This window comes from Exiguobacterium sp. s39 (assembly GCF_018618925.1).
GTDB lineage: Bacteria > Bacillota > Bacilli > Exiguobacteriales > Exiguobacteriaceae > Exiguobacterium_A > Exiguobacterium_A abrahamii.
Genome location: NZ_JACSNA010000001.1, coordinates 1,610,360 through 1,626,888, shown reverse-complemented (window position 1 = coordinate 1,626,888; position 16,529 = coordinate 1,610,360). Strand labels below are relative to the sequence as shown.

Below are 16,529 nucleotides of genomic sequence, written 5' to 3'. Positions count from 1 at the left end.
GAGGAGAAGCATAGTGCGATAACTTGGCATACCAAGGGCAGACCAATATAAGAAGAAACGTCAGCCAAGGAATCAAGTATCCGATTCGAAGGAAGTAACCTTGGTGTTCCATATGTAGGTGTTGTGAGTTTTGACAATGTGGACAGGGCAGTCCGTGAGCAGACCAGATTAAATGATAGATTGTTCGAGCAGACCAGGATTGACGACAAACGGTGCATCGTGCCACGTGAGTGCCTCCTTTCATTCATAGGTTTATTGTGTAAAGTGTGTTTTCACAACATACGATACACATAGGCGAAAAGTTCCAATTTTAATAAACATGTAGAAAAGATGATTGTATTAGGGTAAGGACAAAGGTACGTCATTTTATTCCACTAAGGGGGATGCCACATGCGCGCCGTAACGTACCAAGGAGCAAAAGATGTTCAAGTTAAACAAGTCCAGGATCCATCGATTGATAAAAACGATGATATCATCGTCAAAATCACATCGACTGCAATTTGTGGATCAGATTTACACATCTATCAAGGAAATATGCCGGCTCACAAAGATTATGTCATTGGTCATGAACCGATGGGCATCGTTGAAGAGGTTGGACCAGGTGTGACGAAGGTCAAGCGTGGCGACCGCGTCGTGTTACCGTTTAATGTTGCTTGTGGTCACTGTTTCTTTTGTGAACATGATATGGAGAGTCAATGTGATAACTCGAACGGAAATCCCCATGTCGATACAGGTGGGTACTTCGGTTTTACAGAAGAGTTTGGTGGACATCCCGGTGGTCAGGCGGAATATTTAAAAGTTCCGTTCGGGAATTTCATGCCACTCGTGATTCCTGAATCATGCGAATTAGAAGATGAGGCATTATTGTTCTTATCTGACGTTTTACCTACGGCGTATTGGAGTGTCCTGCATGCGGGTGTGAAAAAAGGAGATACGGTCGTCGTACTCGGATCAGGACCAGTTGGACTAATGACACAAAAATTTGCATGGATGCAAGGAGCAAAGCGAGTCATTGCGGTGGATGATCAAGTGTATCGATTAAATCATGCTAAAGTCACGAATAAAGTCGAGACAGTAAATTTCTCGGATCACGCAGAAAGTGGTGCGTATATTAAAGAGCTAACACAAGGTGGAGCAGACGTCGTCATTGATTGCGTCGGTTTTGATGGGAAGATGTCCCCTGTAGAAAAAATTGAACAAAAGATTGGTCTGCAAGGTGGAACGTTGAGTGCCATTGACATTGCAAAGGACGCTGTCCGGAAATTTGGTACTGTGCAGTTGACAGGCGTCTACGCTAAAAAATATAATCAGTTTCCGCTTGGCGATTTCTTTACCCGAAATATTACGCTGAAAATGGGACAAGCACCAGTCGTTCATTTGATGCCGGAACTGTTCCAGAAAATCATCAATCAAGAATTTGATCCGACGGATATCGTGACACACCGAGTGGCACTTGATGATGCTGCTTCTGCCTATCAGACATTTAATGATCGGACAGATGGATGTATCAAGGTCGTCTTGAAACCATAAGCTATATCATACTCAAACAGCCCATCCGATTTTTGGATGGGCTGTTGTACATCATAGGATTAAAAGAAGAAGACGGGCCACAGAATACCGACGGCTAGTCCGAGTAACAGACCGACGAACACCTGAAATTCGGTATGACCGACGAGCTCATTCAGGAGAGGAGTCTCATGGCGAATTCCTTTGAAATAATCATTGAGTAGTTTTGCCTGAACACCGACTGCTTGTCTGACACCGGTCGCATCATACATGATGATTGTCGCAAAGATGACAGCCAGTGCGAAAATCGAAGACGAGAAGCCCTCCTGAAAACCGATGACAACGGCTAAGGCGACGACAGTCGAACTATGTGAACTAGGCATACCACCGGAAGCAAACATGATTTCCAGGTCGAACTTTCGTGTCCGAACCAAACTCGTGACAAGCTTCGCTGCTTGAGCGATGAACCACGCCGTGATGGCTGCAAAAAGGGGATGGTTCCATTCCATACATTCTACCTCCTACAATTAACGATATGTATTGTTTCCCCATTTTATTAGCTTTTACACGAACGATCTAGTTGGATTCGGCATCTCCTTTAAAGATTGTGTAAAGAAACAGCAGAAAGATTTGTGATTTTCCTGTGAAAGTCGGTAAGATGAAGACAGACGAAGCGGATTCCACGGAATTCCTCATTCGAAAGAACGAAACTTGAGGGGGATGCAAGGTTTGAAAGATAAAATTATCGTGGTAGATGATGAATTGTCGATTGCAACACTATTGAAGTTTAATCTAGAACAGGCTGGTTTCATCGTCGAAACGGCACATGATGGGATGTCAGGTTTAAAATTAGCGGAAAAACAAGATGCCGCACTGATCGTACTGGATCTCATGTTGCCGGAACTCGACGGTCTTGAAGTATGTAAACGGCTACGCCAACAGAAAATCAATACGCCGATCTTGATGCTGACGGCAAAGGATGATGAGTTCGATAAAGTCCTTGGTCTTGAACTCGGTGCGGACGATTATCTGACAAAACCATTTAGCCCACGTGAAGTCGTCGCCCGTGTGAAAGCAATTTTACGACGAATGAGTCATCAGACAACACCTTCGGAAGAAGTGACGGATGGGACGATTCTGATTGGTGATGTCAAGATCGTTCCAGATAACTACGAAGCTTTCAAAGCAGAAGAGCGTCTTGAACTGACACCTAAAGAATTCGAATTGCTCGTATATCTTGCTAAAAATAAGGGACGTGTCCTGACACGAGATCAACTGTTATCCGCAATCTGGAACTATGATTTCGTCGGCGATACACGAATCGTGGATGTGCACATTAGTCATGTTCGTGAAAAAATCGAGCCGAATACGAAAAAACCGATTTATATCAAAACGATTCGTGGTCTCGGGTATAAGATGGAGGAGCCGAAACCGGAATGAGTAAGTATCGCAAGCGGTTCATCTTTAAAATGTTTTCGTTCATCAGTCTCGTGCTGATTGCACTCGGTTTCTTACTTGGACAATCCTTCAAAGAGTTCTATGTCCAAAATGAAAAAGAAAAATTGATGGATGAGACTTCTCTTGTCGAGACAATCTTACAAGGACGCGATGTTTCGGAGATGGCCCAGTACGTAAATCAATTGTACGCTGAATCGAACTTCGACATGATTTTATTCAATGGTCGGGGTGAGATCATTGCTGGTACACCGGTTGATGTGACGAAACTAAAAGTCGCGACTCTTAATTTTTCAGCGATTCCTGATGAGGGGACGTTTGAATCGAAAACAGATGACAGTGTCGTCCAATTCACGAAGCCTGTTCCGACAGCGGACGGTGGCGAGGTGTACGTCAGTTTCATTCGTTACGCAAAAGACTTAAACGTCATTTATTCACGGATTTGGACGGTCATCATCCTTTCTCTAGTTGCGTCGTTATTGGTTATATTCTTGACGATTTATCGATCGACGAAACGATTCCTTCGACCGATCGCGGAGGCAACCGATGTCCTGCACGAACTGTCGCATGGAAATTACAAGTCACGCGTCTATGAGTTGTCGGCACCCGACGAATCACGCGATTTAGGGCGCTCCATCAATCTACTAGCGCGCAATCTCGAGAACGCATCTTCTGGTGAAGCGATGCAACGGGCGCGTCTTGAATCCTTGATCGAGTACATGGGAGCCGGTCTCATGTTGATTGATGAAAAAGGCTATGTCCTGCTCGTCAACCGGACGTATCGGGAAATGTTCAACATTCATGAACCGTCTAGCGGGAAGCTGTACTATCGTGTACTTCCAAACGAAAAGATGAGCCAGGTGATTGAAGATGTCTATCTGACGGAAAAACCAAATCGAAAGCAGTCGAGTGTGCGATTCGGCATCAATAGTCGGACGTTCATGGTCAGTGCCGCTCCGATTTTCGATAAGAACGGTCGCGTGCAGGGAACGACCGTTGTCTTTAACGACATCACGGAAATCAAAAAACTGGAACAAATGCGCAAAGACTTCGTCGCGAATGTCAGCCATGAATTAAAGACACCGTTGACGTCCATCAAAGGGTTTGCGGAAACGTTACTCGATGGTGCGCAAGAGGTTCCGGAAATCCGAGAACAATTTTTACGGATCATTCATGACGAATCGGAACGGATGCAGACATTGGTGGAAGACTTGCTTGAACTCTCTCGTCTAGAACAGGATAATTATCAACTCGAGACAGCAATCGTTGATGTGACAAGTCTCGTTCGGGAAACGGCAGCACTCCTGGACCGACGAGCAACAGAAAAAGAGATGACGATTCATATCGAAACGGAAGAGGAAGTCTTCATTCGAGCAGATTTGAATCGATTGAAACAGGTCGTCGTCAACTTGGTCGCGAATGCGTTGAATTATACGCCAAATGGTGGCAACGTCTGGATTCAGCTCGAGGATGGGGAAGAGTCTGTCCAGCTCATCATCAAAGATGACGGAATTGGCATCCATCCGAAAGAAACCCAACGGATCTTCGAACGTTTCTATCGCGTCGATAAGGCAAGAAGCCGCAATTCTGGGGGAACGGGTCTTGGACTAGCTATCGTCAAACACATCGTCGACCTTCATCATGGTGAAATCGAAGTCGCTTCAGAAGAGCAGAAAGGGACGACATTTACGATTCGTTTACCAAAACATGGCTGAATTTCACAGTGGATTCACATTTCCTTAATAGACGTATCTTATGATGAAAGTACCTTCTTCATCATCTGTATGGCGACTGGATCAGCTCCCATGTCGTCATGCCCTTGGCGATTGACTCCCCGTGAGTCAATCGTCTTTTTTTGGTCATTTTTAGCGAACAAATGTGTGTAGAGTGATACAATAGGAACAGAAAATCGATTAAAGGGGCGTAGATGATGGAAAATAAATTGCTATTGATTGATGGGAACTCGTTGACCTATCGGGCGTTTTTCGCCTTACCACCAATGACGGATGCGCAAGGACGAAATACGAACGCAGCTTATGGCTTTACGATGATGTTATTGAAGTTGCTCGAGGAAGAACAACCGACACATATGCTCGTTGCCTTTGATGCTTCGAGTGAAACGTTCCGTCATGATGTCTATCAGGAGTATAAGGGAAGTCGGGAAAAGACACCGTCCGAACTACGTGAGCAATTCCCGATCGTCCGGGATATCTGTGAAGCGCTCGGTATTCAAATGATGGAACTCCATCGTTATGAGGCAGATGATTTGATTGGTACGCTCGCACGAACGATGCCGACGGATCGGACGCGGATCGTCACAGGTGATAAAGATTTACTTCAACTTGTCACGGATAAGGTCGAAGTCTTGATCACGAAGCGTGGGATCACGGACGTCCAGTGCATGACGGAGGAACTGTTCGCAGAGACGTATGGTGGTCTCAAACCGATTCAAATGATTGACCTGAAAGGGTTAATGGGGGATAAGTCGGATAATATTCCAGGGATTCCTGGGATTGGTGAAAAGACGGCAGTTAAATTGATTTCGGCATATGGTTCTGTCGAAGGACTGTATGAACATGTTGAAGACTTAAAAGGTAAGCAGAAGGAAAAAGTCATCGCGAACGAAGAGTTAGCACGACTATCGAAAGAACTTGCGACAATTAAAGTCGATGTCCCGCTCGAGACGACGCTAGATGATTTGCAAATTCGCGACGTTGATACCCAAGTGCCGTATTCGTTGTTCCAGTCGCTCGGCTTCAAATCGTTGACGAATCGATTCGCCCCTGTCGTCAAAGAAGAGGATAAAGAGCAGTTGAACGTCGTGACGATCACTTCACTTCCTGAAGACGTCACCGATGCGGTGTTGCTTGCTGAACAGTTGCGAGAGGATTACATGGAAGAGGACATCATCGGGTTTGCGATCGCAACGCCTGACACGATCTATGTTGCTGCCCCAACGCTGGTCGAGGATCCGGCATTCCGCCAATGGATCGAGTCGGAACATCGGAAGATTTGTCTTGATGCCAAACAAGTCGCATTCACGTTGCGTAAGCACGGCTTAACCTTAAACGGTTATGAGGATCTGTTATTAGCGGGTTACTTATTGAACTTAAGTGGTGGCACGACGCTCGCTTCAATTGCTGGTCATTATGCATTGATGGCACCGAACGAAGAAGCAGTCCTCGGTAAGGGAGCCAAACGTCTAGCCCCAGCGGATGACGTATTACATCCTTATCTTGCAGAAAAGGCACGGATGATTGAGTTATTGTTCCCGAAAGTTCGGGAAGAGTTGAAGGCGAATCAGCAATATGAGCTGTATGAAACACTAGAGCGTCCATTGTCAGGTGTCCTCGCTGAGATGGAGTGGACCGGGATTCGTGTCGACGTCGCGACGCTCCAATCGATGCAAGCAGATCTTGCCGGGCGTCTTACAGAACTTGAGACGTTGGTCTTTGAAGCGGCAGGTGAGTCGTTCAATATCAATTCACCGAAACAACTTGGTGTGATTCTGTTTGAAAAACTCGAACTGCCCGCCTTCAAGAAAACAAAGACCGGCTACTCGACTGCCGCAGACGTCCTTGAAAAACTGCGTCCGCTGCATCCGGTCATCGATCACATCATGTTATACCGGGAGCTCCAAAAATTACAGTCGACGTATGTCGAAGGCTTACAAAAAGTCATCAAGGAAGACGGAAAGATTCACACCCGTTTTGCTCAGACGATTGCCCAGACAGGTCGTTTAAGTTCGGTCAATCCGAACCTTCAGAATATCCCGATTCGGATCGAAGAAGGACGGAAGATTCGAAAAGCCTTCGTTCCGAGTGAGGCAGGCTGGTCACTGTACGCTGCCGACTATTCACAAATCGAATTACGTGTCATGGCCGATATGTCGCAGGATCAGACGCTTGTCGATGCATTCTTACATGATGAGGATATCCATACTCAAACGGCAAGTAGTGTCTTTGGTGTTGAACCGGAGGATGTCACAGGAAATATGCGGCGTCAGGCGAAAGCCGTCAACTTCGGCATTATTTATGGAATCAGCGATTATGGACTGTCACAAAACTTGAACATCACGCGGAAGGAAGCACAATCGTTCATCGATCGTTATTTCGAGCTGTTCCCGCAAATCAAACAGTTCATGGATACGGCGATTGAAACGGCACGAGCGAATGGATTCGTCGAAACGTTGATGAACCGTCGCCGTAACATTCCGGATATCAATTCGAAAAACTTCAACTTACGCGGTTTTGCGGAACGTACGGCAATCAATACGCCGATTCAAGGTTCGGCTGCGGATATCATTAAAAAAGCGATGCTTGATGTTCATGCTGCCTTACAGGCATCTGATCTGAAAGCGCGTTTGTTATTACAAGTACACGATGAATTGATTTTTGAAGCACCAGACGAGGAACTCGACGCTTTACAAGCGCTTGTCAAACAAGCGATGGAGCAGACCGTCGAACTATCCGTACCGCTACGCGTCGATGGGGGCGCAGGACATACGTGGTACGAAACGAAGTAAGCAAGGAGGAATAGACGTGCCTGAATTACCTGAAGTCGAGACCGTTCGCCGCAGTTTAGAACGTTCGGTCTCTGGAAAAACAGTCTCTTCCGTCAAAGTCTACCACCCGAAAATGATTCGGGGGATGGAAGTGGCACCATTTGCAGATGCCTTACATCAAGAACGGATCGAACGCGTCGAACGTCGCGGTAAGTTCCTACTCTTTGATTTTGATCGTTTTTATCTCGTCAGCCATTTGCGGATGGAAGGGAAGTACTTCCCGTATCCACAACCGGTCGAGCGGGATAAACATACCCATGTCGTCTTCCGATTCACGGATGGTTCGGAGCTGCATTACAATGACGTCCGGAAGTTCGGAACGATGGAATTGCGTGATAAGGAAACAGCGATGCAGACTGCTCCACTGGCACAGCTGGAGCGTGAACCGTTTGATCCGGAGTTCACAGCAGAAGTGTTAGCGGAGAATTTAATTCGTAAAAAAAGAAGTCCAATCAAAACGGCACTGCTCGACCAATCCATCTTCCTTGGTCTCGGTAACATCTATGTCGATGAGACCCTGCATGCGGCACGTGTCCATCCGTTGACGAAGGCTGGTGCCTTGACGCTTGATGATATTTCACGCATCCATCAAGCCGGTGTCGACGTCTTACGACAAGCGGTAGAAGCAGGGGGAAGTACGATCCGAAGTTATGTCTCACCTTCCGGAAAAGGTGAGTTCCAGCTTCAACTCGCGGTATACGGTCAAAAGGGCGAACCATGTCCCCGTTGCGGCACTGCCATTGAAAAAATCAAAGTCGGTGGACGAGGAACGCACTTCTGTCCGACGTGCCAACAGGTCGCCTTATGAGGGTTGGTCTGACGGGCAGTATCGCCACCGGTAAAAGTACGGTCTCTAGTTATCTGAAGCAAAAAGGAATAGCGGTCATCGATGCGGATCTTGTTGCGCGAGAAGTCATTGAACCAGGAGGGCGAGCCTATGATGGGGTCAAGATGGCCTTCCCGGAAGCATTCGAGGAAGGACGTCTCGTTCGTCCAAAACTTGGACAAATCATTTTTCAGGATAGCGAAAAACGACAACAGCTGAATCAGTTGATGCACCCAAGTATTCGACGACAGATGCTTGATGAAGCAGATGCCTATGAACGTTCAGGACATTCGCTCGTCGTATTTGATATTCCGTTGTTACTTGAAGGCGATTGGCGGACGCTGTTCGACCGTGTCGTAGTCGTGTATTGTCCGGAAAACATGCAGTTAAGACGATTGATGCAACGTAATGACCTATCGGAAGAAGAAGCATATGCACGTATTCATTCGCAACTTAGCATTGAACAGAAAAAAGAGCTTGCGGATGATGTGTTCTTCAATGATGGGAGTCTTGATTCGTTATATCAACAAATTGATAAGTGGTTAGTATTATATGACACCGATAAGCATGAGAGTGGTACATGAAAAGTGTGAAGTGAGAGAAGTTTCCATCTTCTCTCACTTTTTTTAGAGAACATAATGAAATCGCTTACATTTCATGATATAGTTCTATCTGTAAACGGAGCTACATCCGTCACATTGAAGGGGGATCCGCACATGGGAGTCAAGGTGGCAGTCAATGGTTTTGGTCGAATTGGTCGAATGGTCTTTCGACGTCTGATCGCTGAGGGGAAAAGCGAAGTCGTAGCAATCAATGCAAGTTATCCAGTCGAAACACTCGCACATTTAATCAAGTACGACACGGTACATGGGAAATTCAATTATTCGGTCGACATCATCGATGGGGCGTTGATGGTTGACGGAAGACAAATTCAAATCGTCAGTGAACGCAATCCTGAACTATTGCCGTGGGGGGAACTCGGCATCGATATCGTCGTCGAAGCGACAGGAAAGTTCAACTCAGATACGGGTGCTGCGAAGCATTTAGTGGCAGGCGCAAAAAAGGTCGTCATCACGGCACCTGCTAAAGGGGATGTCCGGACGATCGTCATGGGTGTCAATGACGACATGTATGATCATGAAACAGATGCTATCGTTTCGAACGCATCGTGTACGACGAACTGTCTCGCACCTGTCGTGCAAGTCATCGACCGGGCATTCGGAATCGAATCGGGTCTCGTAACGACGGTTCACGCGTTTACGAACGATCAAAATAATATTGACAATCCGCATAAGGATTTACGACGCGCCCGTGCATGTGGATCATCGATCATTCCAACATCGACAGGTGCGGCAAAGGCGATTTCTCTCGTCTTGCCACATTTGGAAGGAAAATTGAATGGACTCGCGCTTCGTGTTCCGACACCAAACGTCTCACTCGTCGATCTCGTCGTCGAAGTCAGTCGCGATACGACAGTTGCTGAAGTGAACGAAGCGTTCACGAAAGCAGCGGACGGTGCGCTTGAAGGCATTCTCGGAATGACGATGGAACCGCTCGTTTCGATCGACTTCAACGGAGAAGAGCGTTCGACGGTCGTCGATGGACTCTCGACGATGGTCATGGGTGGTCGTCAAGTGAAGGTCCTCGCTTGGTACGATAATGAATGGGGTTACTCCTGCCGCGTCGTCGACCTCGTACACCTTGTTTCGGCGCACTTAGAGGCGATGGGAACGGTTGAAAAAGAACTTGAATTGAATTAATGACAACGGGCAGATCCCAGTAACGACGGGACCTGTCCCGTTTTTTTTCTAGAAATGTATTAATTTTTGAAATTTATCCTTGTGTATCTTTTTGATACTCGCTATAATTCAAATCGTGAACTTCAATCGGTCTGGCAATCGCAGCTTAAAGGGTTAGGACCTCTCTGGACTAACTTTCCCCCGTGGGTGCGAACGACTCAGGCGCAAAGTAAGTGATCAACTACTTTGAAGACCATTGAATGTAGGGGGGATCCACAAATGGATACTATGGGAAGACACATTATTGCAGAACTTTGGGATTGTAATCCTGAAAAATTGAACGACATGGAATTCGTTGAACGACTTTTCGTTGACGCAGCACTTCAAGCAGGTGCAGAAGTACGAGAAGTAGCATTCCACAAGTTTGCACCACACGGCGTCAGTGGCGTCGTCATTATCTCTGAATCGCACTTGACGATTCACAGTTTCCCAGAGCACGGGTATGCATCGGTTGATGTCTTTACTTGTGGGGATCGGATCGATCCAGCCATCGCAGCGAACTACATTGCTGAAAAGCTCGATGCGAAAATCCGTGAAAATGTCGAAATTCCACGTGGTATGGGACCAGTTCAAGTTCCAGCGGCTACTGTCCAGCACGTCAACTGACAACACACACGAATTCGTCAAGCCCTCGTCGTTCAGACGAGGGCTTTTTAATATGTCTGACGTCTGTTATTCTTAATAGTAGAAGAAACAAAGAAAAGAGGATGACCATGGGACTGAAGGAACGCTTGCAAAAACAGCTAGAGACATCCGATACACATAAAAACGAAAATTTACGCACACACTACTATGCGGCAACAGTCGAGATGTTGTTTGCTGGTTTAGAAAATATCTTAAAGCAAGAGGGCGGGACAGTTCGTCGTGTTGACGCGGAACGTGGAGAACTCGCTTTTACATTAAAAGAAGTCGACGGACTCGCGACCGTCATTATGGTGGCGGGCGGACGTACGGCCGTCGATCTATTCTTACATCGTGAAAGTCTTCTCGGACCTGATCTCGAAAAACACATCGAGCGAATCTATGCATCACTTGATGCGGGATATCGATTAAAAATGATTGGAACAAAAGAAATCACGTGAACGGAGGTACGGCATGCGCTGTCCAGCCTGTAATTTTAACGGAACAAAAGTACTGGACTCAAGACCGGTCCAGGATTTCGGTTCGATTCGGAGGAGACGTGAATGTGAGTCTTGCGGCTATCGCTTTACGACTTTCGAAATGGTCGAACAGACCCCTTTAATCATCGTAAAGAAAGACGGAACACGCGACGAGTTCAATCGTGATAAAATTTTGCGGGGACTAGTGCGTGCCTGTGAAAAACGACCGATTTCGATTGAACAGCTAGAAACAGTCGTCAGTCGGGTCGAAAAGGCATTGCGGGCGACGGCTCAGCATGAGATTCCAAGTGAGCAGGTCGGACGTCTCGTGTTAAATGAATTAGCTTCCGTCGATGAAGTGGCATACGTCCGCTTTGCGAGTGTTTATAAACAATTCAAGGACATCAATGTCTTCTTCCAAGAGCTCTCTGAGCTGATGGAGCGACATCAAGAAAATGACCGTGAAAATTGAACGTGATATAAGAGAGGTCGTCTGTCCGGTCAGCGCACCTCTCTTTTTCTCCCTAAGGAAAGGACGAGTCAGATGGTAGAACGTGAACTTTCCGGTACCGATCTTTGCTTAGTGATGAGCAATGGTGTCGTCGACCGTGAAGCCTATCAATCTTTATATTATTTGTACCAGCCGATCATTGGTGTCAAAGCACTTGGACTCTATCAAACGTTTTGGAGCGAGATGATTCCGGGAAAAACAAAATCCCAATACATCTCCCATGCAGAACTCGGAACGCTACTTGGTTTTTCCGTCGATGAATTCAAGGAAGAGTTATTCAAGCTAGAAGGGATCGGTTTGATCCGGACGTTCGAAGCGCGCCAAGCCGCGTATCGCTACATCTATCAAATCCGAGTGCCGCTTGCGCCAAACACTTTCTTGAATGACGGAGTGTTATCGAGTCTGCTATTCTACCGCGTCGGTGAAATCCGGTTCCGGTCGTTACAGCATCGTTTCCGGACCGAGCCGCTTCCGAAGAATATCGTTGATCGGACGGTCAGGTTTGATCAAGTGTTCGATGTGAAAGCTGGTCTTGCTTCTGCGCATCAACCGAAGGCCTATGCGAAACAGGAACGAGCAGTATATGAATTCGATTATTCGTTTGATTTAGAAGAGATGAAACGTCAAACCGATCGCTTTTTACCACGGAACTTTTACTCAAAGGCAATCGATCATCTGCTCGTAAAGCTTGCGTACGTCACGCAGTCGAATGAAGCATTGATGGCGGAACTGTTGAATGCCCGTTTCCGTCACGAAGCATACTTGCCGATGACCGATGCTGAGAAACAAGAACGTTGCAAACAGATGATGTTGTCAGCGAAACAAAAACTCAGCCGCGAGAAAAAAGCGAAGGTCGCCTCACTCGATACAATCGAGGTCGGAGACGTCGAAGCGACAGAAACGATGGAAAGCACCCATCCGAAGCATTATGTCGCGAAGTTGCGGAAGGTCAAAGCGTTATCAGAGCGAGATGAAGAGTTGATCCAACAATTGATCATCGATTATGAGATGTCGTCTGGGATCGTCAATGCCGCCTACTACTATGCGCTCGTCGTCAAAAAAGACAATCGCTTCAGTAAGAACTTCCTCTTATCCATCGTCGATGATTGGAAACAGAAAGGGTACGTGACAGCATCCGAGGCACTGGCGAAGACGCAGGAGCAAGATGATTTGATTGCGAAGAAGCAGGAGCAAAAACAAGAACGAGCGCGTCAGACCGTTGGTGGACGTCGGGGACGGGCCAGCAATACGAACGGCGGTCCGAATCCGAAGTGGTTGCAAGAAGAGAAGGCGAAACAGCAACAGTATGAAGCCTCTAAAAAAGCGAGTTTCGAAGCGGATGTTCCAGACGATGAAGAGATGGAACGAATCTTACGAGAACTGAAGGGGAACTAAAGGAGTCGGGACATGGAACATATCCAATCATCTATCGAAAAAATATTAAGTCGACCGGACGTTGCAGAATCGGTTCGAGCGATTCAACAACGGGTGTTGTCTCATCCGGGGGTCGTCATGTTCTTACGGACCCATCCAGAGATCGATCAACGGATGATCGAGCGGGGAATGCTCAAACTGAACGAATACGCGGAACAGATGGATGGGAATCGACTGATCGAAAGTAAAGCCGTCATCGAAGGCTATCAGCCGATCCTGCACGTCGAGAAAGGACAGATCGTCGTTTCGTATGAGAAGTCACAAGCGCTCAAAGACCGAGAAGATGAACGTGCACTTGAGAAAAAGTTCAAGAGTCTGTTCCTGCCGGACGAAGTGCGCGATGCGAACTTCAGCGATTTCGACTTGTCGACGACGGACCGGAAGCTCGCTTTACGTGCGGCGTCGCAGTTCCTCAATCATTTGCGCTCAAAAGAGCATGTAAAGGGACTGTACCTGCACGGTAGCTTTGGTGTCGGGAAAACGTATCTCTTGGCTGCGATCGGGAATGCACTAAAGAAAGAACGGATTGCAACGATTCTCGTCCATGCCCCGGGATTCGTTGCTGAAGCGAAACGACGGATCCGGTCGGACTCGTTCGATACGTTCCTTGAAGGATTCCAAACGATTCCAGTCTTGTTGATTGACGATATCGGTGCAGAATCGATCAGTCCGTGGGTACGAGATGAATTGTTCGGAATTATTTTGCAATACCGCATGATGCATCGTCTGCCGACATTGTTCAGCTCAAACTTATCTTATGATGAACTCGAGCTCCATTTCGGGATTACGAACGATCAAGGTGATAAATTAAAGGCCGCACGACTGATGGAGCGGATCCGGACGACGACGCAACCGATCGAGTTCCTCGGTGAAAATCGACGTCGCTACTAATTTTCCTTGTCAAGGAAGCGACCGATTCGTTATACTAATGACACGTCAATAGACGATGCAACGATTGAGGATATGAAGTATGAAATGAACCAAACTAGCGAGAGAAGAATGGTGGAAGCTTCTCATGGCATCATTCATGTCTTTACTCCCTCATAGCACGAACGGGGCTAATCCGTTTGCGCTTCACGCCCGTTAACGCGTGTTCGAGCCGAACCAACATTGGTCCGGGAACGAGGGTGGTACCACGAGATTAAGACTCGTCCCTTTTTAGGGATGAGTCTTTTTTATTTTGTTAAAGGGGGAAACAGTCATGTCAAACATCGCACTTACATTTCCAGATGGCGCCGTAAAGGAATTCGCAGTCGGTACGACAGCAGAAGAAGTTGCTGCTTCAATCAGCCCAGGACTTCGTAAAAAAGCATTTGCTGCCAAACTAAACGGGCACGCAATCGATTACCGTCGTCCAATCGAAGAGGACGGCACAATCGAATTGATCATGCCGGATTCAGAAGAAGGGCTCGACTTGATTCGTCACTCTTCAGCTCACTTGATGGCACAAGCCATCAAACGTCTGTATCCAGATGAAACGATTCATCTTGGGATCGGACCGACAATCGAGAATGGTTTCTACTATGACATCGATATGGAACGTCGTCTGACAGAAGAAGACTTACCAGAAATCGAGAAAATGATGAATAAAATCGCGGGTGAGAACTTGCCGATCGAACGCGAAGTCGTTTCGCGTGACGAAGCACTTGCAATCTATAAAGAACTCAATGATCCGTTGAAAGTCGAATTGATCGAATCGATTCCTGCTGATCAGGATTTGACGATTTACCGTCAAGGCGAATTCTTCGATCTCTGCCGTGGACCACACGTTCCAGCAACAGCGAAGCTACAAGTCTTCAAATTGATGAGCATTGCTGGTGCTTACTGGCGTGGGGATTCAAAAAACAAGATGTTACAACGGATTTACGGTACAGCATGGGCGACAAAAGATCAGTTGAAACAACATCTCCACTTCCTTGCTGAAGCGAAAGAGCGGGATCACCGTAAACTCGGGAAGGAACTTGGCTTGTTCTTCACTTCTCAAGAAGTCGGTCAAGGACTCCCGATGTGGCTACCAAAAGGAGCAGCGATCCGTCGGACGGTCGAACGTTATATCGTCGATAAAGAACTCGAACTTGGATATGAGCACGTCTATACACCGGTTCTCGGTTCAGTCGATCTATACAAGACATCGGGTCACTGGGATCACTATCAAGATGACATGTTCCCGAAAATGGAGATGGACAATGAAGAACTCGTTCTTCGTCCGATGAACTGTCCACACCACATGATGGTCTACAAGAACGAACCGCGTTCGTACCGTGATTTACCGCTTCGTGTCGCGGAGCTTGGTGGTATGCACCGTTATGAGATGTCTGGTGCCTTGACTGGTCTTCAGCGTGTTCGTTATATGGTCCTTAACGATGGACATACGTTCGTCCGTCCTGACCAAATGAAAGATGAGTTCAAAGCCATCGTTCACCTCATTCAAGAAGTCTATGCTGACTTCGGAATCACGGATTACAAATTCCGTCTTTCGTACCGTGACCCAGCGGACAAAGAGAAGTACTTCGATAACGATGCGATTTGGGAAATGGCGCAACGTGAGTTGAAAGAAACAATGGATGAGCTCGAACTCGAATACTTCGAAGCAGAAGGCGAAGCTGCCTTCTACGGACCAAAGCTTGACGTGCAAGTTCGGACAGCACTTGGTAAAGATGAGACGCTTTCGACAGTCCAACTCGACTTCCTCTTACCAGAGCGATTCGAATTGACGTACAAAGGAAATGACGGACAAGATCACCGTCCGGTCGTCTTACACCGTGGTGTCGTTTCGACGATGGAACGATTCGTCGCATACTTGATCGAAGAATACAAAGGCGCGTTCCCAACATGGCTCGCACCGGTCCAGGTGAAATTGATTCCGGTTTCTAAAGTGCATGAAGACTATGCCCGTGAAATCAAAGCGATCTTGCTGAAAAAAGGAATTCGTGTCGAAACAGATTTCCGTGACGAGAAACTCGGATACCGGATTCGTGAAGCACAAGTCAATAAAGTACCAGTCATGCTCGTTCTAGGTGACAAAGAAGTCGAATCGCGCGAAGTCAACATTCGTCGCTACGGTTCAAAAGACTCAAGCAACGCATCACTTGAACAATTCGTCGCTGATTTAGAGCAAGAAATCGCGAACCGTTCAAAATAATTCTAGCCTCATGAAAGAGTTCGTCCTGCTACTGTAGGGCGGACTTTTTTTGTGATGTGATACTTAAAAGAAGGAAGCGGCATGCCGATGACAAAGGTAGATCATTCAGCTGAATCTATTCAACATAACCGAAAATTATTTTTCCTTTAATTGGATAAATGCTATAATAAACCTTCATTGGATGGAATGTTT

At 46.8% G+C, this 16,529-nt stretch carries 14 protein-coding genes; 13 read left to right on the top strand and 1 reads right to left on the bottom strand.

Features of this window, described 5'->3' with window-relative positions; translation table 11 throughout:
• The first annotated feature begins 390 nt into the window (after positions 1–390).
• The gene (locus tag KNQ11_RS08555; protein WP_035396552.1) at positions 391–1,530 is read left to right on the top strand and encodes a zinc-dependent alcohol dehydrogenase; all 1,140 of its coding nucleotides are present in this window, start codon (positions 391–393) and stop codon (positions 1,528–1,530) included.
• Between the two features lie 59 nt (positions 1,531–1,589).
• Here KNQ11_RS08555 and KNQ11_RS08550 read toward each other — a convergent pair whose 3' ends face one another.
• Entirely contained in the window at positions 1,590–2,015 is a 426-nt protein-coding gene (locus KNQ11_RS08550) for a divergent PAP2 family protein (protein WP_133207611.1), read from the bottom strand.
• A 211-nt stretch (positions 2,016–2,226) separates the two neighbouring features.
• Between KNQ11_RS08550 and KNQ11_RS08545 the strand changes: the two genes are divergently transcribed.
• From KNQ11_RS08545 to thrS, 12 genes are all read left to right on the top strand, one after another.
• Positions 2,227–2,946: a response regulator gene (locus KNQ11_RS08545; RefSeq protein ID WP_369815309.1), complete on the top strand. Its 720-nt coding sequence runs from the start codon at positions 2,227–2,229 to the stop codon at positions 2,944–2,946.
• Positions 2,943–4,676, top strand: a complete 1,734-nt coding sequence (gene pnpS / locus KNQ11_RS08540; protein WP_050677648.1) for a two-component system histidine kinase PnpS — start codon at positions 2,943–2,945, stop codon at positions 4,674–4,676. Before KNQ11_RS08545 ends, pnpS begins: the two co-directional genes overlap by 4 nt.
• 212 nt (positions 4,677–4,888) lie before the next feature.
• Entirely contained in the window at positions 4,889–7,486 is a 2,598-nt protein-coding gene (gene polA, locus KNQ11_RS08535; protein ID WP_214771104.1) for a DNA polymerase I, read from the top strand.
• A gap of 16 nt (positions 7,487–7,502) precedes the next feature.
• Entirely contained in the window at positions 7,503–8,333 is an 831-nt protein-coding gene (gene mutM / locus KNQ11_RS08530) for a DNA-formamidopyrimidine glycosylase (RefSeq protein WP_035396555.1), read from the top strand.
• Entirely contained in the window at positions 8,330–8,935 is a 606-nt protein-coding gene (gene coaE / locus KNQ11_RS08525; protein WP_214771101.1) for a dephospho-CoA kinase, read from the top strand. Before mutM ends, coaE begins: the two co-directional genes overlap by 4 nt.
• A 132-nt stretch (positions 8,936–9,067) precedes the next feature.
• The gene (locus KNQ11_RS08520; RefSeq protein ID WP_058264727.1) at positions 9,068–10,111 is read left to right on the top strand and encodes a glyceraldehyde-3-phosphate dehydrogenase; all 1,044 of its coding nucleotides are present in this window, start codon (positions 9,068–9,070) and stop codon (positions 10,109–10,111) included.
• A 258-nt stretch (positions 10,112–10,369) separates the two neighbouring features.
• A complete protein-coding gene (gene speD, locus KNQ11_RS08515; RefSeq protein ID WP_023469024.1) occupies positions 10,370–10,756 on the top strand; it encodes an adenosylmethionine decarboxylase in 387 nt (128 codons plus the stop codon).
• 107 nt (positions 10,757–10,863) lie between these two features.
• Positions 10,864–11,232: a hypothetical protein gene (locus KNQ11_RS08510; protein WP_023469023.1), complete on the top strand. Its 369-nt coding sequence runs from the start codon at positions 10,864–10,866 to the stop codon at positions 11,230–11,232.
• 13 nt (positions 11,233–11,245) lie between these two features.
• Positions 11,246–11,722: a transcriptional regulator NrdR gene (gene nrdR / locus KNQ11_RS08505; RefSeq protein WP_023469022.1), complete on the top strand. Its 477-nt coding sequence runs from the start codon at positions 11,246–11,248 to the stop codon at positions 11,720–11,722.
• Positions 11,723–11,794: 72 nt separating this feature from the next.
• Positions 11,795–13,156: a replication initiation and membrane attachment family protein gene (locus tag KNQ11_RS08500; RefSeq protein WP_214771098.1), complete on the top strand. Its 1,362-nt coding sequence runs from the start codon at positions 11,795–11,797 to the stop codon at positions 13,154–13,156.
• 12 nt (positions 13,157–13,168) lie between these two features.
• Entirely contained in the window at positions 13,169–14,086 is a 918-nt protein-coding gene (gene dnaI, locus KNQ11_RS08495; RefSeq protein ID WP_023469020.1) for a primosomal protein DnaI, read from the top strand.
• Positions 14,087–14,396: 310 nt separating this feature from the next.
• Positions 14,397–16,337 (top strand): threonine--tRNA ligase, encoded by a 1,941-nt coding sequence (thrS, locus tag KNQ11_RS08490; protein WP_029342321.1) that lies wholly within the window; start codon positions 14,397–14,399, stop codon positions 16,335–16,337.
• Positions 16,338–16,529 lie beyond the last annotated feature (192 nt).